The following is a 19,118-nucleotide window of genomic DNA, read 5'->3' as shown; positions in this document are numbered from 1 at the left end:
CCACAAATCGCTTCACACCTTTATATTCATAATTTTTTGCGCCAAGGCAAAGCAGCCGAACAATACCCCAAGCGCACCGGTCATGATAAGCAGGCCGCCGCCTTGATACAGCGGTTCCATGTAATCCGGCGTCGTCCAAGCAAGTGCTGCAATGAGAATGACGGGCGCAACCGTGAGCACTTTGGATTCAAATTTCTTTTGGGCCAACGTGACTTGGATGTCCTGCTCGATATCCAATTTTTCCTGAATAATGACGGCCGTTCGCCGAACCACCTGAACCAGACTGCCGCCAGTTCGCTTGCATATCACAAATACGTCCGCGAACTGGCCGATCTCGTCGATGTGGGCCCGACGGCTGAAGTCGAGCAGGCATGCTTCCACCGTTTCACCGTTTTGCAGCCGCCGGATGATCAGTTCGAGCTCGCGCACAATCATCGCTCCGGCATCAGGATACAGCAGCCGCAAGTCATCGAGCGCCTCGGCAAAAGACGATTCGATCGAGCGGCCTGCCCCCATGGAAGAGGCTAGGGAAGCAAGCATTTGTTTGAACTGCTGTTTAAGCTGTGCCTTCCTTTTAGCTATGATGGCCTTGCGCCGCATGACGGGATAATAAAACCCGGTTAAGGCAAACAGCCCGGCAATCAACGGATTTTTGTAAAACACTATACCAATCCCCGCCATAACGGCTGCGCCGCAAAAGACAGCAGAGACCTTTTGTCCCCACGTTAGCTGGTATTCGTTATAATCCGGAAGCTTTGCTTTGGATGCCGCGGGCGCCGGTTTCGTGCCGAAAGACAACCCTGCAAAGGCGCGCAAACGGCCGAAAACCAATTTGTACATGACGGATATCCTCCTCCTTTCCTGCTATCGTCCCTGTTAGATCAAGCCAGCCATCTCCAGCTTCCATGTTCCTGCCAGTTCATTCCCGGTAGGCTCAAGCTGCCCAATGACTTTGCCTTCCGGCGTTTCACCTGTCTCCACGAACCGGTAAAGCGGATTGAGCTTCACCTCCCCTTCATCAACCCCGACAATTTCGGTAATTTCCGTCACCCGTCTGGAACGGTCGCGAAGACGGGTCAAGTGGATCATGACATCAATCGCCGATGCGATTTGCTTGCGCACAACTTCGACCGGCAGGCTGGCCCCGCTCAATACCATCGTCTCCAAACGACTGAGCATATCCTGAACCGAATTCGCATGGCCGGTCGATAACGCCCCGTCGTGCCCAGTATTAAGTGCTGCAAGCATATCCAAGGCTTCAGCCCCCCGGACTTCGCCGACAATGATGCGATTCGGCCGCATCCTCAGTGATGAACGAATCAAGTCGCGAATCGTAATCTCGCCTTTTCCTTCCGAATTAGCATTGCGGGTTTCGAGGCTAACGAGGTTCGGTACGCCGCGAATTTGCAGTTCGGCCGAATCTTCGATCGTGATGACGCGTTCGTCCGGCGGAATAAATTGTCCCAGCGCATTGAGAAACGTCGTTTTCCCCGAACCTGTTCCCCCTCCGATAAACAAATTGTATTTTGCCTTAACGAAGCAAATAAGCCGTTGCGCCGCTTCGCGCGAAAGCGCCTGACGTGCAATCAGATCTTCCAGCGTCATCGGCTTTTCCGGAAATTTCCGGATCGTCATCGCCGGACCTTTCAACGCAATCGGCGGGAGGACGACATTGACGCGGGAGCCGTCCGCAAGTCGGGCGTCAACGATCGGAGTCGACTCGTTCACAATCCGGTTGACCCGGCCGACGATCGCTTGAATCGTATCTTCCAGCTTCTCCCTGCTTTCGAAGCGAATATCCGTCTCCAGCACGCGGCCGTCTTTTTCAACAAAGACCTGGTCGTGAGAATTGATCATAATTTCAGTAATCGTCCGATCGTCGACGAGCGGTTGGAGCACGTCCAAACCGCGGAACGAGTGAAACACCTCTTGCACCAAAGTCTGCTTTTGCCCCGCGGTCAAAAATGATTCCCTGGAGTAAGCAAACACGACTTGCTCAATCTGCTCCATGAGCTGCTCGTCCGACAAGGCATTTCCATAATCAAAGCTGTCCTGTACGCGCTGTTTGATTAGCTGCTTTACGGCGACATCCTTCATCGGTACCGCGATCCCTCCCCGCCGGCTCGAACCAAACCGGCAGCGGCCAAGGCAAAGGCCGGCGACATCATGTCCTCCACTCGTCCAACGCCTTTCCATTCGGGAACGTAGGGCAGTTCGCTGCTATTTGCAAATCCGTACGCTTCGAACCGGTTCACCGCCTGTCCGGCATTTTTGTTATGTACGAACCGCACCCTATGCAGCCAGTCTGTCGTTCGTTCCCCGGCAGTCCAGCTTCGGAGCAGCTCGGCGTTTTTACTCAAATGTACGCAGTCGTCCAGCAGCAGCCATAGAACGAGGTCGGCCTCTTGAATCGCTTCCCTTGTCGCCGCATGCGGCGCCGAGTCCAAATCGATTACGATACGGTCGTACATCCTCGTGGCTTCGATCCCTTGCAACATGTGCTTCAAATCGGACGCCTCCATCTCCGCCAGCTCTTTCAGGTGCATCGACGGAGGAACGTAATCGAACTTGCAGTCAGGATGCTTCCTTTTGAGCCCTTCCAGCTTGGAAGAAATAAGCGCTGGAGCGGTCTTGGCATAATATAAAAGCTGGGAAAACGATTCCGTTTCCTCCGCTCCTTCCTGAACATACCAAGCCCGGGAGGGGAGCAGCTCCAGACCCAAACAGAAGACGCGTTCCCCCTGCTGGGCAAGCTGGTACGCCAAATGAACGGCCGTTACCGTTTTGCCCGTTCCACCGACGGCCGAATAAACGGCGACCGTCTTCGCTCCCCGGTTCCCCCGCAGCGGCTCGCCTGCAAAAAATTCGTTGTAATGCGCGGTAATACCCGATAACAGCCTGTCCAGCGGCTGGTATTTAAACATAATCGGATATTCGAGCAGTCCGCCCTCTCTTGCCGAGTCGCTGATCACGACCGTACACCCCGGTTTAAGCCCGAAAACGGCATCAGGCAGCGGCATAAGCGATTCATGGACCATAATGATCAGCGGTTCCTTGGTTTGCTCTACAAACCGGACTCCTTCATCCATCGACGTAAACACGCGTATACTAAACCGCTCCGCATATTCGGACGAGCGAACGTAAGCGGACAGCATTTCGCCAAAATAAGCATCCTCGTCCAACAGCACCAGCATAATTTTGGCCACCGACGACTCCCTCTCCTTCGTATCTGTGCGATAAGCTTATTCCATTTCTTCCTTGCGCTTCATAGATCACATACTCTCCAGTTCCCCCTTAGAAACACAAAAAAAAGCACACACTGACAGGAAATCCTTTCCTTGGTCAGCGGTGCTTCCGCTTTTGTAAATATGCAATTAACCGTATTATAGCATAAAAAATGGGTAGCGCAAGAGTTCGGAGCAAAAATTACGTTTCCACTTTGTCCGTTTCCCGATCTACACTTCCGTATCACCCAGTTGCATCGCCTATTAACGAAGCTCGGGCTTGGCTGCCGCCAGTACCCAGACAACCTTCGGTTTATCATAGCGGTTCATGGTCTGCTCCTGTACAAACGTGACTTGCCATTTCTGAAACAGCCGTTCCAGGTGCGGACGGTCGAAAAAACGCTTGCGCTTCCCGTCGAGCTCGTAGTAATTCGGCTCGATCAGCCTTCCTTGTCCGGCGCCGTATTCGAAGTCCCTTGTCGAATTGACCCGGCACCAAAGCTGCCCGCCCGGCTGAAGTACCCGGGAAATGTCCGCAACGATTCTCCCGGTATCGCTCCAAGAGAAGTTATGGAGGCTTAAATCGGCTACTACAGCCCGCGCCGAACCGTCCGGAAACGGCAGTGGCTGCAGCAGATCAAGCTGCTTCGTCTTAGCCTGCGATACCAGCTCTTGCACCAGCATAAGCGCTTCGGCTGAACGGTCGCAAGCGATGACGGAGTAGCCTTTTTCCGTTAAATACAGCGTATCGTTCCCCGCGCCGCAGCCAAGATCCAGAATGGACCCCGTCTCGGACGGATCAAGGCCTCCAATGAACGGCTCCAGCCACATATCGTACTTGACCTGCTCCGGTCTCAGCTTGGAAAACAAATCGTTCCAAAAAATCGTATCCGACATTCGCAAGGCTCCTTTCGGCTCTCATTGCCAGAACAACCGGTCACACTTGTTTCATCAAAAACAGCGTCAGCTCCTCGCGGTTGTGAAAAAGCTGCTTTGCTTGCTGCAGCTCCAGCTCCGGAGCCAGATCGCTCACCACTTCGCGAATCGTTTGAAACGCCTTCTTGTGCATCAGCTTCACCGTGATAACAGCCGTTCCGCCCGGCTGCAGCGCACCCAACAGCCCCCGGACGAGCCTGGCCATTTGCCGGTGACTCCAGCTCATGTCGCAAACGAGCAGGTCGAATGTGTTCGCCGCAAACGAAACCTCATCCGCCTTTTTCGGAAAATACGTAAGCTGCGGATGACGCAGCAACGCCGCATCCAGCTTGGCCGGGTCGATCGCGGTTACCCGAAGTCCACGTTCCAGCAGCAGCGACGTCCACCCGCCCGGCGCCGCGCCGATATCGAGCGCCGCCCGGTATTGAGACAAATCCAAGCCGAAGGCCTGCTCCGCCTCCAACAGCTTGAACTTGGCTCGCGATACTTGCCCTTCCTCCTTGCGGAAGCGGATGGCGCCGCCGGACCAATCGGACAAATTGTCCTGCGGCCGGGACAAGCCAAAATATAGCTTAACTTCTGTGAAATACAGCGAAAGGATGAAGTCCGCATCGCGCGATACCGGATTCGCCTCGACCGTTGCCAGCATCTCTTCAACGGAAGAGCGCACCGTCGGCAGGGAAAGGCTCGCTAAAGCTTCCCCTTCCGCTTTTCTGGCTTGTACCGCTACGTTCATCTGCTTCAGCGACGCTCCCCTAGCGACCAGCATCTCATGAATATGGCGAATTGCATGATCGAAACTGCCGTCCCACAATTGCTCCACGTCGACCGGCTGTATGTGCCGCAGAAACACAGGCTCCTGCGCCAGGATGCGCCCAATCGCATCGCTTCGCTCAAATTCGGATGTAAATACGAACACTTCGCCCGGAGCCAGCCATTCGAACTTAACCGACTGACCCAGCAGACGCCGAAGCTCTTCTTGCGCCTGCTGGGCAAATCCCCGGTTGGACGTGCCGATAAATGTCGAGTCGCTCATCACAGCACCTTAATCCAAGGCCGGTCTCCGGACCATTCGATCCGGATCGGCACTTGATACGCTTTTTCCAAATTTTCCTCGGTCAATACGTCCCGCTTCGCGCCGGAAGCAATAATACGTCCCTGCTCGATCAGCACAACGTGCGTGAAAAGCGGTACGATCTCTTCGATATGATGCGTGACATAAATGACTGTCATTTGCTGGCCGCCGAGCACGTTGATATTTTCAAGCAGCCGCTCACGTTCGTACAAGTCGAGACCCGAACAAGGCTCGTCCATAATGAGAATGGACGGATTTGTCATCAAAGCGCGGGCCAGCATCACTTTTTTCCGCTCGCCTTGCGACAGCGTACCAAGCGGCTGATTAGCCAAATGGACGAGCTTCACCTTGTCCAGCATGCTGATCGCCTTCTCGCGGGCAGACTGCGGGATTTCTTCATAAAAACGCAAGTAACCGAATTCGCCGGTGGCAATCACTTCCCACACCGGGTCCCCGGCATTCAATTTCTCATACAGCGATTGGCTGATATAACCGATCTGCTTGCGCACTTCGCGGACGTCGCACTGCCCGTATGTATTGCCGAGCACTTGCACTTTTCCCCGGGTCGGGAACTCGTAGCCGTTCATCAGCTCCAGAACCGTCGTTTTGCCCGAGCCGTTCCGGCCGAGCACGACCCAATGCTCCCCTTGACGAATATCGATATTGACGCCGGACAAAATATGCCGGTCTTCGCGAATAAAATAAATATCTTGCAAGGATAAGACCATTGTCATGTTGAATCACAACCTATTCTTTTACAGTTTCGAAAATTTCCATAAGCAGCTCGGGAGGCATCGGGCCGTTCGTCAGCTGGACGTGCTCCGGCTTGTTCGCATACAGTAGTTGAAACATTTGCTGACGACCCGCATCGCTCGACGTGTGCAAATAAATGCGCTGTGGAAATAAACCGGCGCTTGCCATCGCCCGGACCAATTCCAGTCCGTTGGGCTGTCCCCAGCCCAAGTCGTAGTCGAGCGAAAGCACGTCCACTTCGCATTCCCGCAGCAGAAGCAAGCATTCGTCAACGGTACGGGCAGGCACGAAGCCTTTTGGACAAGCGCGATAATCGTCCAAATAAACGTGAATCACCCTTCGCTCAGCTCCTTAACATATCGAATTTCGGAAGCGTGCGTGCTCCCCCGCAGGACAGGCGTTTCCAGCACCGCCGGAAGGTCGGTCATCGACTTGAGCACAGTCGAGCGCAGCAGCGAAGCGAACCTGGCTTCCCCGATTTCGCCTCGGCCGATCATGGCATGCCGATCTTTATGCGCGCCTCGCGGATACACGGAATCGTTCAGATGGATCGCCCGAAGATGCTGCAAATAACCGGTCGCTACCGCATGCCGCTCCAGCTCCGGCCACCCGTCCTTGGAGGAGGGCCACAAGCCCGAGGCAAAAGCATGACACGTGTCGAGGCAAAAGCCGACAAGCCCCGGGAAAGCGCAAAGATGCCGCACCTGCACCAGTTCCTCAAGCGACGTCCCCATAGAGGTTCCTTCGCCCGCCTGATTCTCGATCAGCAGCAGCGAACGGCCCGTATAGCCGGCAAGCGCTTCATTCATACATTGTATAATATTTTTATAGCCTTGTAACGGGTCTTCCCCTTTATATTTGCCAAAATGGACCACGACGCCGACCGAGCCGCACGCGTCCGCAATCTCAAGATCGTTGCGAAGCGAGGCGATCGTCGCCTGCCGCAGCTCGCCTGGGCCTACGGCAAGATTCGTCGGATAAGGAGTGTGAGCGATGCTGAACAGGCCGTGCTCGCGGCAAAACCGGGCGCACTGCTCGGCGTCCTGGCGGTTGAACGACTTAACGGTCAGGCTTCGTGGATTTTTGGGGAAATATTGAAACGACTGGGCTCCTAGCTTTACCGCCGTCTTCGCCGCTTCCGCATAACCGCCCCGAATACTGATATGGCAGCCGAAACGCATGGTTATCGCCCCTTCACCTCTGACAGACAAGACAGCAAAACGATTTCTTGGACGAGACATCGCGTCTGGCAATCGGGCTGCCGCAGCGCAAGCACGGTTCTCCTTCGCGGTCGTAAACCCGGCAGCGGCTGTCGAAGCCGCCCGTAAGCGAATCGCCGTCGAATAGCGGCATTTCCATGTACCCGCCGCCCTGCGTCGCTTCCGTCAGCACTTCACGCATGGAGTGGAATAAGCGGTGAAGCTCTTCATCGGAGAGCGCACTGGGACGCCGGGACGGCAGGAGACCTGCATGATAGCAGATTTCATCGCTGTAGCAGTTGCCGATGCCCGCAAAGACGCTCTGATCGACGAGACTGCTTTTGAGCGTACCCGCTTTTGCGCGCAGACGCTCGGCGAAACGGTCGGGCGTCAGCCCCGGATCAAATGGCTCGGGACCGAGCTTATTCATTAGCTCATCGACTTCCGACGGAGCATGGAGATGCAAATAACCGAGCCGCAGCCCGATAAAAAACAAGTGACGATCTCCGAAGCCGAGCCGCACTTGAACGGACCGATCGGGCTTTTCCTCTGCCCTGCCGTAGAACATCATGCCTCCGAGCATAAGATGAAGCACCAGAACGTTGCCTGTCGTTAAACGAAACAGTAAATGCTTCGCTCTCCGATCGATGCGGGAAACGGCGTGACCGATCAACTCCTGCGCCCATCGCTCGGGCGTCACGTTAATCGATTTTTCTCTTGTGACTTCCGTATCCGTCATAGTCCGGCCTATGATTCGCTCGCTTAGCAGCTTTCGGTAATTTTCCATTTCGGGCAGCTCAGGCATCGTCATTGCTCCTTTCGGATCATGATCTTACCATGTATTTCCACCCCGAAATGAAATTATACTTACAGCGGCATAGAAAGCTGTTCCACCGCAGACAGGCTGGACTTTCTTTTTCTTGTTGATTGAGGAACACGGGATACCGCAGACGCTGCCCCCTGAACCGGAGCTTGACCAGCTGCCCCGGCGGATAGCTTTGCCTGTGTCTGGGCGCTTGACTGCGTCGGCAGTAGCGAATCGGATGCATCTTGCTCAACAGCGCTTGCAGCACGCCTCGCACTAGCGGAAGAGGACGCTTTCCGCCGCAGCCGTTCGATTCGCTTGCGCAGACTGACGGCTTCGGCATCCTCTTCGCGCTCCTCTTTTTCCCTTGAACGGTTGCCGCTAAGTGCGTTCGATTTGCGCTCCCCGCTCCGCTTCAAGGCATCTCGCCGCCAGAGATGGTCCAGCGCTTCCTGCGCATAGTCGAGAGCGCGCTCCCACTGTTTTTCCTTATGCTCATAGTACATGGACAGCTCGATATACGGCTCCAGCGAAGCCGTTGCCCGACCGCCCTTCAGGGCGATATACCGGCTCCAGAGTGAGCAGGCTTGCGTATAGCGTCCCCGTCGCTTGCAAAATTGCGCAAGCGGCAGCAGGCACGGTTCTTCGGAAGCAAGCTCGTCCGCAGCAAGCAGCTCTTCGGTCAGCGCATTCATCACGGTGTCAGCCATGCCGCTTCGACCGATTTTATCGAGCCACAGGCCAAGCCGAAAGCACTCCTCTAAACCGAACAACCTCGCGTGAGACCAATCATAGGAACCGTTCAGCAAGCAGGCAAAATGAACGGCCAAGCCAGCTAGCGACAGCACGTCCAGCTCGTTATGCACGAACACGCCTTCCAAAACGGAAGGATCGCGCTGCGCCAAATATTGAAAATAGAGCGTCGGCGCAAGCGAGCCCGGAACATCTTCTTCGCGGCGGACGCCAAGCCGCTCCTCCTCTACTTTGCCTAGTCGGCAGGAGGGCAGCGTATGCTTCCACAAGCTGCGGGAAGGATGCAAAAAATCGATGTGCCCCGAAAGCTCGGCGACAAGCTCCATCCGGTTCATGATATAGCGGTTTTTGAGAATTGGCCAATCGAACGATTTGCCGTTATACGAGATTAACACCGGATGTGCAGCAAGCTTTTGCTCCAAATAGGCCAGCATCGCCGACTCTTCGCCGGGGTGCCGGATCAGCATCTGCTCGATATGATATTGATCGCCTTGGTAAAATCCGACTCCGACCATAAACGGCACATTGCCTGCTCCATGCCCTAGCCCTGTCGTCTCGGTATCCAGAAAGAGCAGCCGTTCGTGGAATGGAGCGGCCGAACGGTTCGCCGCAGCCTTGCCTGCCGTCGGCTCCAGCAGCGCAAACAACTCCTCCGCGCAGGATGATAAACGACCAAGCTCATGCTCCCCGTGACGAAACCCCGCTTCGTACGTGCGGCGGCGGATCACGAAATCGCCCCACTCCGTATGCTCCATAGCCGCGCCGACGACCATCCATTCGTCAATCTCCGCCGCGGACTCCGGTCTACTTCCGCCGTGAGTCGCCTGACCCTCTTCGGCCGGCCCTGGCGGCTCGTCTCCCGCAGGCATTCGGGCCTTGACTTCTTCCTCGCGTTCCTGCGTACCCGCTATCGACTTTTTGTGCCGCAGCAGCCTTTCCTTAAGCGAGCTCATCGCGAGGCCTCCAACTGCTTCAGCAGCCCGAGCGACAGCTGCTTCCCCGTCAGCCCGACTTCTTCAATCGGTCCGACACAGGCCGGACAGCCGCTTAAACAGCCGCACGACGAAATCAGGCGCTGCGCTTCGGCGAGCAGTTCCCCATGCACTTCGTACAGCCGCTCGCTAAGCCCAACGCCGCCCGGGTAACGGTCGTAGAAAAATATCGTAGGCTGCTTGTTATGCACCGCCTTCACCTGCGGAACGACACGGATGTCATGCGGATCGCACATCAAATAAAGCGGCGCGATATGCACAAGCACGTTCGCCAGCCCCAGCAGCGCAAACTGCATATCGTTCACCGTCATACCCGCGGCAATCTCGTCGTCGAACGTGAACCAGTAAGAGCTCGTGTGCAGCTCCTCCTCCGGCAGATGAATCGGCCCCGATCCGATATTCTCATGGGTCCGCAGCTTGATTTTTTTGAAAATAGTCGCCTTCGCGTTCACGGTCACTTCGCCGAACTGCCGCTTGAGCCCCCTGTCAATTGCCTCCCGGTGCACATGCAGCACCTTCAACTGGACGGCCAGGCTGGCGTCCGTGAAATAATCGACGTCGACCTCGCGTATGTAAGCCTTCTTCTCCTCGTAATCGAGCTTCTCCACCTGATACTGTACGCCCTCGTGGATATAGATTGCTTCCTCGTGAATCATCGTCGGCGCGCTGAACCGGTCTACCTCGCCGATGACCCGGGCGCCGTTCGTCATATCGATGATAATGAAATTTTCCTGTGCGGCTGAACGCAAGCTGATGTCGTGCGCCGGAAACGACTGCTCCATCCAGTGCCACCTGCTTTTGACCCGGTGCAATATGCGTTCCTCCGTCAAAAACTCCAAAATATCATGCAGCGATTCGCCGCCAAATTGTTCGTTCTCTTCGAATGGCAGCTCGTAGGCGGCGCATTTGACATGATCAACCAAGATGATAAGGTTGTCCGGCTCGATCAGCGCCCGCTCCGGCGGACGCTCGAAAAAAAATCTGGGGTTCTCGATCATATATTGATCCAGCGGATTGCTGCTTGCGACGAGGAACGTGACGGAGCTTTCCTGCCGCCTCCCGGCGCGGCCCGACTGCTGCCACGTGCTTGCGATGGTGCCGGGATAGCCGTTCAGCACGCAGGCCTGCAACTGCCCGATATCGATCCCGAGCTCCAGCGCGTTTGTGCTGACGACGCCGCGGATCTCTCCGCTGCGCAGCCCCCGCTCGATTTCACGGCGCAGCTTGGGCAGATACCCTCCGCGGTAACCGCGGATCGATTTCGTGCCCAATTCGTGGGCGACCAGTTCCTGCAAATACGTAAGCAAAATTTCGACCCGTACGCGGCTCCGTGCGAAAACGATTGTTTGTATGCCTTGGCGCAGCAGCATCGCAGCGATTTTCCTCGTCTCCAGCACGCTGCTCTTGCGGATGCCAAGCTGCTGATTGACCACAGGAGGATTATAGAAGACAAAATGCTTCTCTCCCGCGGGCGCGCCGTTGTCGTTGACAAGGGATACGCTCTCCCTGATCAGCCGCTCTGTATGCTCCTTCGGATTGTCGATCGTCGCCGAAGCGCAAATAAACTGCGGATTCGAGCCGTAAAAGCGGCAAATCCGCTTAAGCCGCCGAATTACGTTGGCCACATGGCTGCCGAATACTCCGCGATAGGAGTGAACCTCGTCAATAACAATGAACATTATATTCTCGAATAACTTTACCCATTTCGTGTGATGCGGCAAAATCGCGGAGTGCAGCATATCCGGGTTCGTCACAACGATGTGCCCGGCATTGCGAATGGCTTGGCGTACGGTCGGCGGCGTATCCCCGTCGTAGGTATGGGTTTTGATATCCGCGCCCATGATATTCGCCAACTCTTGAAGCTCGGCCACCTGGTCTTGAGCGAGCGCTTTAGTCGGAAACAAATAGAGCGCACGCGCGCTCTCGTCTTTCAATATGCCCTCCAGCACCGGCAGGTTGTAGCACAGCGTCTTGCCCGAGGCGGTCGGGGTTACGGTCACGACGTGGCGTCCCTCACTTACTTCGCGGAACGATTGGGCTTGATGCGTATATAATTGTCCGATGCCCCGGGCGAGCAATGCTTCCCGCAACTCAGAGTGCAAGCCTTCCGGGAATGACTCGTACCGCCCTTCCCGCGGCGGAATCGTATGCCAGTAAGTCACCTGGGACATCAGCTCGGACGACGAGCGGATCAAATCGATCATTTCTTCGATGGAAGAGACCTTGCCAGTCAAACGGTTCATAAGTGCAGCTCCTTTTGACGGTAACGTTCCTTTCATTATATCGAATGCATGTTCGTGTGACAATCTCTTTTCTTAGCGAAGCCGGTCGAACGGGATCGGAATGACGCGCTTAAGCGGTGCTGAAACTTGAAGAACGCATGTCGTATTCTGCGCTTTCCCGGGAAAGTTTTTCGTTGTAGAGTCGTCTGTAAAAGGGGGCACTTCGATTTTGGAAGGAAAAGTAATACTCACCATGAAGGTTGGCTTGATGCGATGCAGATTTTATTGGGGAATAATCTCTCGTGAAACCGGTAAGCGGCAGTCGAGCAGAATAGCCTTGGCCTGCCGCTCATCGGATCGGCTGGGTTCCGATTGCTTTAAACGCATGGATCAACTTAGAGCATATCGGAGGAATCGTCGTAGTCGAATCTTATGCCGTCATGCATAGACACCTTATGAAACGAAGCTGAGTTCATGGCCGCGTTTGCGCTCGCCTGTAGCTTGCCCAGCACTTCCTGGAACGGCAGCGCCTTGGCCCCGCTTGATTGCGACCGAATGGCAAGCTGCAGCGCCTGCTCGATTACGGCGATATCCTGGCTTGTAAAATCCATTCCGTCAACCTCCCCATGCTTGGTTGTTTACTGAAACTATTCTAACCCGATCGTTTTTTATTCATACCTCGGGACAAAACCATATTTGCCAATTATGGAACGATAGTACAGCATTTTGTGGGTTAGCTTCGCCCGGCTTGTCCGGCCGTCCGGTACAAAAAATGAACCGTTTAGCAGAACGGCTCCATCATGGAAACAGACTCTATTTTGTTCAGTAATGCGATTTGAAGCGTCACCGCAACCACCAATACAGCGGAATAAAAAGCAACGATGTCAAAATCGCCGCAGCGCCCATCGCAAAGCCGCTGACGCTGCCCGCCAGCTCCGAATCGCGGATGATCCGCGCCGTGCCGATACCGTGCGACGAAGTGCCGATGGCGGTGCCGATCGAAATGTCGTCGCGCACGCCTGCCAGCCGCAGCAGCCACGGTCCGAACATGCTTCCGATCAGGCCTGTCAGAACGGTCAGCACGGCGGTCAGCTCGGGAATCCCTCCCGCTTGCCGGGAAATCTCAAGCGCAATCGGCGAAGTGACCGATTTGGGCATCATCGTCACAAGCAGCTCTCGGCTGCCTCCGAGCCCCCAGACGAGTCCGGCAGCCAGCAGCAGCGCGCTGATTGAACCCGCAGTAATGCCCGCAGCAATCGGCAGCAGGGCATTGCGGATGCGCTGCGCATTTTTGTACAGCGGGACGCCGAGCGCTACCGTCGCGGGACCGAGCAGGAACACAATATAATCCCCACCTTTTCGGTACGCTTCGTAAGGCACATTCGTGGCGAGCAGGAAGGCGATCACAAGCGCCGAGCACGTCAGCAGCGGATGAAGCGCTTTCCAGCGCTGCTGCAGCGCGAGTGCAAACACATAAGCCAGCACCGTCAGAGCGATGCCGAACAGCGGCTGCTCCGTCCATTCAAGGAATGTCATGACGACGATCCCCCTCCTTCTGTGAGCGTCCGCCGCCAAGGAGCTTAGCCGTCCAGCCTGTCACGAGCAGCACTCCGAACGTGCTGGCAAACAAGCTGACCAGGATGGCCGCTGCCTGTTCCCCGATCCAAGAAAAAAACACCATCGTCCCGACGACAATCGGCGCAAAGAGCAGCAGCATATGCTTGATCAAGAAACTGCCGGTCTCCTCTACCCATTCCACCTTGACCCACTTTAGAAACAGACTGGCCGTAAACAAAATCAAACCGATGACGTTAGCCGGAAGCGGAAGCTGCAAGCCGAGCTGCAGAATCGTTCCCAGCAAATAAAAACCGAGCAAGATAGCAAAGCCGCGCATCAGGAGCCGCCTCCCCTCTCCCCAAAAATATCAGCCCGTTTCTGCTAGTATGCCAAAGTTGATGCTTTCATGCATATTCCGGCACGGACAGTGGCACCGTAAAGATGGCGCGCTATTCAAGCGCCTTACTTTTACAATAAAGGAGTTTGGTGGAATTATGGCTAAACCGGACAACCGTGCCGACAACGTGGAGCATTTGCAAAAAAGCATCGACCATACGATTGAAAACATGAATGAAGCCGAAGACTATTTGGGCGAGCACGCTGATGAAATCAGCCCGCAGGAACGGGAGCAAATCGAGTCCAAAAACGAACGCCGCCACGAAAGCTTGAACGCCTTCCGTTCGGAAATTAAGGACGAAGCCGAAAATCAACAATAATTTCAGCCCAGCAACGGGGCATGATACAAAAACCTCCAGTTCCTTGCAGACATCTCGTAAGGAACGGAGGTTTTTGTCATCGCGGCGATGCGATACGGACAGTACTTACAACGGAGCCGCTTCGCCGGAAGCCGGCGAAGGTTTTCGCGCCGGTATGTCCAAACGAAAATGATCGTGCGCAAGATAAGTTTCATCATGAACCGTTCGCGCTTCTTCCCGCAGCTGCTCAACCTCCGCATCCTGATACCGGGAGCTGATATGAGTTAAAACCAACATGTTGGCCCCTGCTTCCTGAGCAGCACGAGCCGCATCCATCGCTGTGGAATGATCATATTGCATCGCAAGCTCCTTGCGGTCCTCCGCAAAGGTCGCTTCGTGCACCAGCACATCCGCCTGGCGCGCAAGCGTGACGGCATGTTCGCAAGGCTGGGTATCCCCAAGGATCGTCACGATCCGGCCGGGAACCGGAGGACCGATAAACCGACTGGCTTCAAGCACTGTGCCATCCTCCAACGTAACGTCTTCGCCTTTCTTGATTTTGCCGTACAGCGGTCCCGAAGCGATGCCGAGCTCCTTCAGCTTCGCCGCGTCAAGCTTCCCCTTCTGCGGCTTTTCTTCAATCCGGTAGCCGTAGCTGTCGACCCGGTGAACCAGCGGAGCAGCCTTCACGATGAACTGCTCATCCTCATACAGCACAAACTCCGCCTTCTCTTCGAACTCCACAATGTTCGTCTGGTAGCCGAGATGGGAATCGCTGATCCGAAGCGCCGTTTCTACAAACTCCCGGATGCCTACCGGCCCATAAATCGTAAACGGCGCATCCCCTCCTTGATAAGAACGGCTCGACATGAGCCCCGGAAGGCCGTAAATGTGATCGCCGTGCAGATGGGTAATAAACAGCTTTTCCAGCTTGCCGATTTTGACCGGCGCCCGTAGTATTTGATGCTGCGTTCCTTCCCCGCAGTCGAACATCCAATAGACATTCCGTTCCGCAAGCAGATTCAGCATGACGGAGGTGACATTCCGCTCTTTGGAAGGCATACCGGCGCCTGTCCCAAGAAAATACAGTTCCAAGCTCCATCAACCCCATTTCTATCATTCCGATTGGTAATAAACAAAAGAGTGGAGCGACCAAGGCCCCACCCTGTTATAGCATACCCAAAAAACGGTTATGCGTTGAAATAACGAGCCTGCGGATGCGCAAATACGATAGCCGAAACGGATGCCTCCGGCTCCATCATGCTGCCTTCCGTCAAGTGCACGCCGATATCCTCCGGCTTTAGTAAAGCAAACAGCTGCTGCTGATCGTCGAGGTTCGGACACGCCGGATAGCCGAACGAGAACCGCTGCCCGCGGTACTTGGCTCCGAAGCGCTCCTGCATCGTCATTTCGGCGGGGTCCGGGAAGCCCCAGACGTCGCGCATCATTTGGTGGATACGTTCGGCAAACCCTTCGGCAGCCTCGAGAGCCGCCGCTTGAAGTGCATGGGACCGCAGGTAATCGCCTTTCTCCCGCCACTCGGCCGCCAAATTGCTGACGCCATGACCGGCCGTCACGACGAGGAAACCGACGTAATCCATGATTCCGCTGTCCACCGGCTTGAGATAGTCGGCCAGGCACAAGTACGGCTCCTTCTCCTGCCGCGGGAACGTAAACTTCTGAAGCAACTTCGTATGATCCTCGGGGTCGTAGACGAGCACATCGTTGCCGTCCGACTGCGCCGGGAAGAAACGGTACATGCCGTGCGCTTGAAGGATACCGTTTTTCTGTGCCTCCGCCAACAGCTCGTCAACGGTTTCTTTAAGCTGCAGCGCCTTCGGATCTTTGTCGGCCAGCAATTGCTCGATTTTCCCCTTCAAGCCAAGATGATGTCCGAGCAGCATCTGCATGTTGATATACGGGATCAGATGGCTTATCGGGTAATCGCGCAGCACGCGTCGCTCCAAGCTCGGCGGCACCTGTACCGGAACATTCCGGTCCACCGACGATGTTCTGACGCGGGTCAAGACCGGCATTTGCTCTTCTTTGCGGCCGGATTCCTTCACGTCGGATTCCATGCTTTCCCGAAGCTCCCGCACAAGCTGCTTCCGCTGCTCGGGGTCGCTCAGCTTGTTCGCAATATCCAGCCCGTCCATCGCGTCTTTGGCATATAATACCAAACCGTCATACTCCGGCGCAATGCGCGTCTTGGTGAACTTCCGGGTCAGCGCCGCACCGCCCACCATAATCGGTACATCGATACCGGCCGTCTTCAAGTCCTGCGCCGTGACGATCATTTGCTGTGCCGATTTGACGAGCAGCCCGGACAGACCGATCGCATCCGGCCGCTCCTTGCGGTAAGCTTCGATCAACTGCTCCGGCGGCACTTTAATGCCCAAGTTGATGATCTGGTAGCCGTTGTTGGATAAAATGATTTCGACCAAGTTTTTGCCGATATCATGCACGTCGCCCTTGACCGTGGCCAAAATGATTTTTCCTTTCACGGCGCTTTCCGATTTTTCCATGAACGGTTCCAAATAAGCAACGGACGCCTTCATGACTTCGGCGCTCTGAAGCACCTCCGCCACGATCAGCTCGTTATTGTTGAACAGCCGGCCGACTTCCCCCATCCCTTTCATCAGCGGACCGTTAATAATATCGAGCGGCTTGTATTTTTGCAGCGCTTCGCCCAAATCCCCGATCAGTCCGTCCTTCGTGCCTTCGACGACGTAAGAGGCCAGTCGCTCTTCCAGCGTTAAGTTTGAAATTTTTTCCTTCTTCTCGACTTTCTTTGTACGGAAGTGCGCTACGAATTCAGCCAGCGTTTCGTCGTTCGTATCATAGATCAGGCTTTCGGCAAGACGGCGCTCTTCTTCCGGTATGGACGCATAGCGCTCCAGCTTTTCCGTATTGACGATCGCATAGTCGAGCCCGGCTTTTGTACAATGGTACAAAAAGACGGCGTTCAACACCTCGCGGCCCGCTTCCGGCAAGCCAAACGATACGTTGCTGAGACCAAGAATCGTCTCGGTGTCAGGCATAGCTTCTTTAATTAACCGGATACCTTCGATCGTCTCCTTGGCCGAACCGATATACTGCTGATCTCCCGTTCCGACCGGGAAAACAAGCGGGTCAAAAATAATATCGTTCGGGTGCATCCCGTACTTGTTCACCAGCAAGTCATAGGAACGCTGGGCTACTTCAAGCTTGTCTTTGGCCGTAATGGCCTGCCCCCGCTCGTCAATCGTGCCGACGACAGCGGCCGCGCCGTATTGAAGAATCAGCGGTACGACCGTCTCGAACTTCTCTTCCCCGTCCTCCAGGTTGATCGAGTTAATGATTGCTTTTCCCTGCGAATATTTGAGCCCGAGCTCAATTACCCGATAATCCGTGGAATCAAGCATAAGCGGAACTTTCACTTTTTTAACGACAAGCTCCAGAAACTGCTGTATATCGCTCATTTCGTCGCGGTCCGGGTCCTGCAGACAGACGTCGATGACATGCGCGCCGCCTTTCACCTGCGCCCGTGCAATCTCGGATGCTTCCTCATATTTGCCTTCGGCAATAAGCCGCTTGAACTTCCGCGATCCGAGAACGTTCGTCCGCTCCCCAACCATGTAAGGGCGGTTCGCATCTTCAATGTAGACCGTCTCAATGCCGGATACCGCGGGCGGATGCTCTCCCCGGTGACCTCGCGGTTGGTACTGGCCGAGCGTTTCGGCCATGGCGCGGATATGATCCGGCGTCGTACCGCAGCAGCCGCCGGCAATGTTCAGCCAGCCCTGCTCGGCAAAGCCTGCCAGCTTCTTCGCGAGCGATTCCGGCGATTCATGGTACTGTCCGTTCTCGTCCGGCAGACCGGCGTTCGGATAGCAGCTTACCGCGGTTCCTGCAATATCGGCCAACGTCCGGATATGGTCACGCATAAACTCCGGTCCGGTAGCGCAGTTCAGACCGACCGAAATCGGTTCGAGATGCTCAAGCGATATATAGAAAGATTCAATATTTTGACCCGCCAGCGTCGTGCCCATCGGCTCGATCGTACCGGAAATCATGAGCGGCAGCTTACGTCCTTCCGTCTCGAACGCTTTGCGGATGCCTATGCTGCCGGCTTTGACGTTCAACGTATCCTGCGACGTTTCGAGCAGCAGCGCGTCCACGCCCGCCTCCATCAACGCCAACGCTTGTTCGTAGTAGCTGTCCACGAGTTCGTCGAACGTGACTCCGCCGGTTACGGAAAGCGTCTTCGTCGTCGGCCCCATCGCACCGATAACGTATCTTGGCCATTCCGGCGTACTGTATTTTTCAGCCGCTTCGACGGCCAGCTTGGCCGCTGCCAGGTTAAGCTCCCGCGTGCGGTCCTGCAGATCGTATTCCGCCAGTACGACGCTTGTTGCGCCAAACGTATTTGTCTCAACCATATCGGCACCCGCCGCAAAATACGCTTCATGGATTTTACGGATGACGTCAGGCCGGGTCGCTACCAAAATTTCGTTGCAGCCGTCTAAGTCGTCGCCGCCGAAATCTTCCGCGGTTAAATTCTCCTGTTGGATCATCGTTCCCATGGCGCCGTCTAAAATCATAATTTTTTTCTGTAGTTGCTCCTGCAATAATGGCTTGCTCATCCGTGATCCCCTTTCACCCTGCCGCCCCGCTCCATTCTGTATTGGGGTCGGATACTCTTGCAGCCGATCTATGATTCTCGCACCGTACTGCGCATAATACTCACAAATTATGTAACCTTAAGTGTATCAGAAACGATACATGTTGAAAAGCAATGGTGACAAAATCCAGCAATTATCAAATGAACCCTATCGGATTTATATACATTATACATCGACAGATGCGTCCCCTTCCACTATAATAAGAAGCAGAAATCACGAATTCAAGAAGGAAGAGGGAGAACT

17 protein-coding genes are annotated in these 19,118 nt (G+C 55.2%); 1 reads left to right on the top strand and 16 read right to left on the bottom strand.

Translation table 11 applies throughout. The features are described from left to right. Nucleotides 1-12: 12 nt before the first annotated feature. The 14 genes from BLO51_RS14120 to BLO51_RS14055 form a co-directional block, all read right to left on the bottom strand. Entirely contained in the window at nt 13-840 is an 828-nt protein-coding gene (locus BLO51_RS14120) for a type II secretion system F family protein (RefSeq protein ID WP_090672789.1), read from the bottom strand. A 36-nt stretch (nt 841-876) separates the two neighbouring features. Further along, entirely contained in the window at nt 877-2,097 is a 1,221-nt protein-coding gene (locus BLO51_RS14115; RefSeq protein WP_090672787.1) for a TadA family conjugal transfer-associated ATPase, read from the bottom strand. Next, a complete protein-coding gene (locus BLO51_RS14110; protein ID WP_090672785.1) occupies nt 2,094-3,206 on the bottom strand; it encodes an AAA family ATPase in 1,113 nt (370 codons plus the stop codon). Before BLO51_RS14110 ends, BLO51_RS14115 begins: the two co-directional genes overlap by 4 nt. Nucleotides 3,207-3,488: 282 nt before the next feature. After that, on the bottom strand, nt 3,489-4,121 hold the full coding sequence (locus BLO51_RS14105) for a class I SAM-dependent methyltransferase (RefSeq protein WP_090672783.1): 633 nt from the start codon (nt 4,119-4,121) through the stop codon (nt 3,489-3,491). 40 nt (nt 4,122-4,161) lie between these two features. Beyond that, nucleotides 4,162-5,196, bottom strand: a complete 1,035-nt coding sequence (locus BLO51_RS14100; protein WP_090672781.1) for an SAM-dependent methyltransferase — start codon at nt 5,194-5,196, stop codon at nt 4,162-4,164. After that, on the bottom strand, nt 5,196-5,969 hold the full coding sequence (locus BLO51_RS14095; protein ID WP_090672779.1) for an ABC transporter ATP-binding protein: 774 nt from the start codon (nt 5,967-5,969) through the stop codon (nt 5,196-5,198). The genes BLO51_RS14100 and BLO51_RS14095 overlap by 1 nt, the downstream gene beginning before the upstream one ends. 13 nt (nt 5,970-5,982) lie before the next feature. Beyond that, the gene (locus BLO51_RS14090; RefSeq protein WP_090672777.1) at nt 5,983-6,324 is read right to left on the bottom strand and encodes a cyclic-phosphate processing receiver domain-containing protein; all 342 of its coding nucleotides are present in this window, start codon (nt 6,322-6,324) and stop codon (nt 5,983-5,985) included. Further along, a complete protein-coding gene (locus BLO51_RS14085) occupies nt 6,321-7,169 on the bottom strand; it encodes a deoxyribonuclease IV (RefSeq protein ID WP_090672775.1) in 849 nt (282 codons plus the stop codon). Before BLO51_RS14085 ends, BLO51_RS14090 begins: the two co-directional genes overlap by 4 nt. A 13-nt stretch (nt 7,170-7,182) precedes the next feature. After that, nucleotides 7,183-7,992, bottom strand: a complete 810-nt coding sequence (locus tag BLO51_RS14080; RefSeq protein WP_090672773.1) for an Fpg/Nei family DNA glycosylase — start codon at nt 7,990-7,992, stop codon at nt 7,183-7,185. Nucleotides 7,993-8,054: 62 nt separating this feature from the next. Next, nucleotides 8,055-9,698, bottom strand: coding sequence for a ribonuclease H-like domain-containing protein (locus BLO51_RS14075; RefSeq protein WP_090672771.1), 1,644 nt, complete (start codon nt 9,696-9,698; stop codon nt 8,055-8,057). Next, the gene (locus tag BLO51_RS14070; protein ID WP_090672769.1) at nt 9,695-11,980 is read right to left on the bottom strand and encodes a DEAD/DEAH box helicase; all 2,286 of its coding nucleotides are present in this window, start codon (nt 11,978-11,980) and stop codon (nt 9,695-9,697) included. The genes BLO51_RS14075 and BLO51_RS14070 overlap by 4 nt, the downstream gene beginning before the upstream one ends. A 374-nt stretch (nt 11,981-12,354) precedes the next feature. Further along, the gene (locus tag BLO51_RS14065) at nt 12,355-12,570 is read right to left on the bottom strand and encodes a hypothetical protein (protein ID WP_090672767.1); all 216 of its coding nucleotides are present in this window, start codon (nt 12,568-12,570) and stop codon (nt 12,355-12,357) included. A gap of 232 nt (nt 12,571-12,802) precedes the next feature. Further along, entirely contained in the window at nt 12,803-13,495 is a 693-nt protein-coding gene (locus tag BLO51_RS14060; RefSeq protein WP_090672764.1) for an LrgB family protein, read from the bottom strand. Then, a complete protein-coding gene (locus tag BLO51_RS14055; RefSeq protein WP_090672762.1) occupies nt 13,482-13,853 on the bottom strand; it encodes a CidA/LrgA family protein in 372 nt (123 codons plus the stop codon). The genes BLO51_RS14060 and BLO51_RS14055 overlap by 14 nt, the downstream gene beginning before the upstream one ends. A gap of 157 nt (nt 13,854-14,010) precedes the next feature. Between BLO51_RS14055 and tlp the strand changes: the two genes are divergently transcribed. Then, entirely contained in the window at nt 14,011-14,232 is a 222-nt protein-coding gene (tlp, locus tag BLO51_RS14050; RefSeq protein WP_090672760.1) for a small acid-soluble spore protein Tlp, read from the top strand. Nucleotides 14,233-14,337: 105 nt separating this feature from the next. Here tlp and rnz read toward each other — a convergent pair whose 3' ends face one another. Both rnz and metH read right to left on the bottom strand, forming a co-directional pair. Next, nucleotides 14,338-15,306 (bottom strand): ribonuclease Z, encoded by a 969-nt coding sequence (rnz, locus tag BLO51_RS14045; RefSeq protein ID WP_090672757.1) that lies wholly within the window; start codon nt 15,304-15,306, stop codon nt 14,338-14,340. A gap of 95 nt (nt 15,307-15,401) precedes the next feature. Beyond that, entirely contained in the window at nt 15,402-18,836 is a 3,435-nt protein-coding gene (metH, locus tag BLO51_RS14040; RefSeq protein WP_090672754.1) for a methionine synthase, read from the bottom strand. Nucleotides 18,837-19,118 lie beyond the last annotated feature (282 nt).

The sequence above is a fragment of the Paenibacillus tianmuensis genome (assembly GCF_900100345.1).
Lineage (GTDB): Bacteria > Bacillota > Bacilli > Paenibacillales > NBRC-103111 > Paenibacillus_G > Paenibacillus_G tianmuensis.
The sequence above is the reverse complement of the archived record's forward strand: the minus strand, read 5'-3'. Positions and strand labels throughout refer to the sequence as shown.

Bases quoted from the DNA above. Each gene is read 5' to 3' on its own strand.
- BLO51_RS14120 (WP_090672789.1), bottom strand. From the start codon at position 840: ATGTACAAATTGGTTTTCGGCCGTTTGCGCGCCTTTGCAGGGTTGTCT.
- BLO51_RS14115 (WP_090672787.1), bottom strand. From the start codon at position 2,097: ATGAAGGATGTCGCCGTAAAGCAGCTAATCAAACAGCGCGTACAGGAC.
- BLO51_RS14105 (WP_090672783.1), bottom strand. From the start codon at position 4,121: ATGTCGGATACGATTTTTTGGAACGATTTGTTTTCCAAGCTGAGACCG.
- BLO51_RS14100 (WP_090672781.1), bottom strand. From the start codon at position 5,196: ATGAGCGACTCGACATTTATCGGCACGTCCAACCGGGGATTTGCCCAG.
- BLO51_RS14095 (WP_090672779.1), bottom strand. From the start codon at position 5,969: ATGACAATGGTCTTATCCTTGCAAGATATTTATTTTATTCGCGAAGAC.
- BLO51_RS14085 (WP_090672775.1), bottom strand. From the start codon at position 7,169: ATGCGTTTCGGCTGCCATATCAGTATTCGGGGCGGTTATGCGGAAGCG.
- BLO51_RS14080 (WP_090672773.1), bottom strand. From the start codon at position 7,992: ATGCCTGAGCTGCCCGAAATGGAAAATTACCGAAAGCTGCTAAGCGAG.
- BLO51_RS14075 (WP_090672771.1), bottom strand. From the start codon at position 9,698: ATGAGCTCGCTTAAGGAAAGGCTGCTGCGGCACAAAAAGTCGATAGCG.
- BLO51_RS14070 (WP_090672769.1), bottom strand. From the start codon at position 11,980: ATGAACCGTTTGACTGGCAAGGTCTCTTCCATCGAAGAAATGATCGAT.
- BLO51_RS14065 (WP_090672767.1), bottom strand. From the start codon at position 12,570: ATGGATTTTACAAGCCAGGATATCGCCGTAATCGAGCAGGCGCTGCAG.
- BLO51_RS14060 (WP_090672764.1), bottom strand. From the start codon at position 13,495: ATGACATTCCTTGAATGGACGGAGCAGCCGCTGTTCGGCATCGCTCTG.
- BLO51_RS14055 (WP_090672762.1), bottom strand. From the start codon at position 13,853: ATGCGCGGCTTTGCTATCTTGCTCGGTTTTTATTTGCTGGGAACGATT.
- tlp (WP_090672760.1), top strand. From the start codon at position 14,011: ATGGCTAAACCGGACAACCGTGCCGACAACGTGGAGCATTTGCAAAAA.
- metH (WP_090672754.1), bottom strand. From the start codon at position 18,836: ATGAGCAAGCCATTATTGCAGGAGCAACTACAGAAAAAAATTATGATT.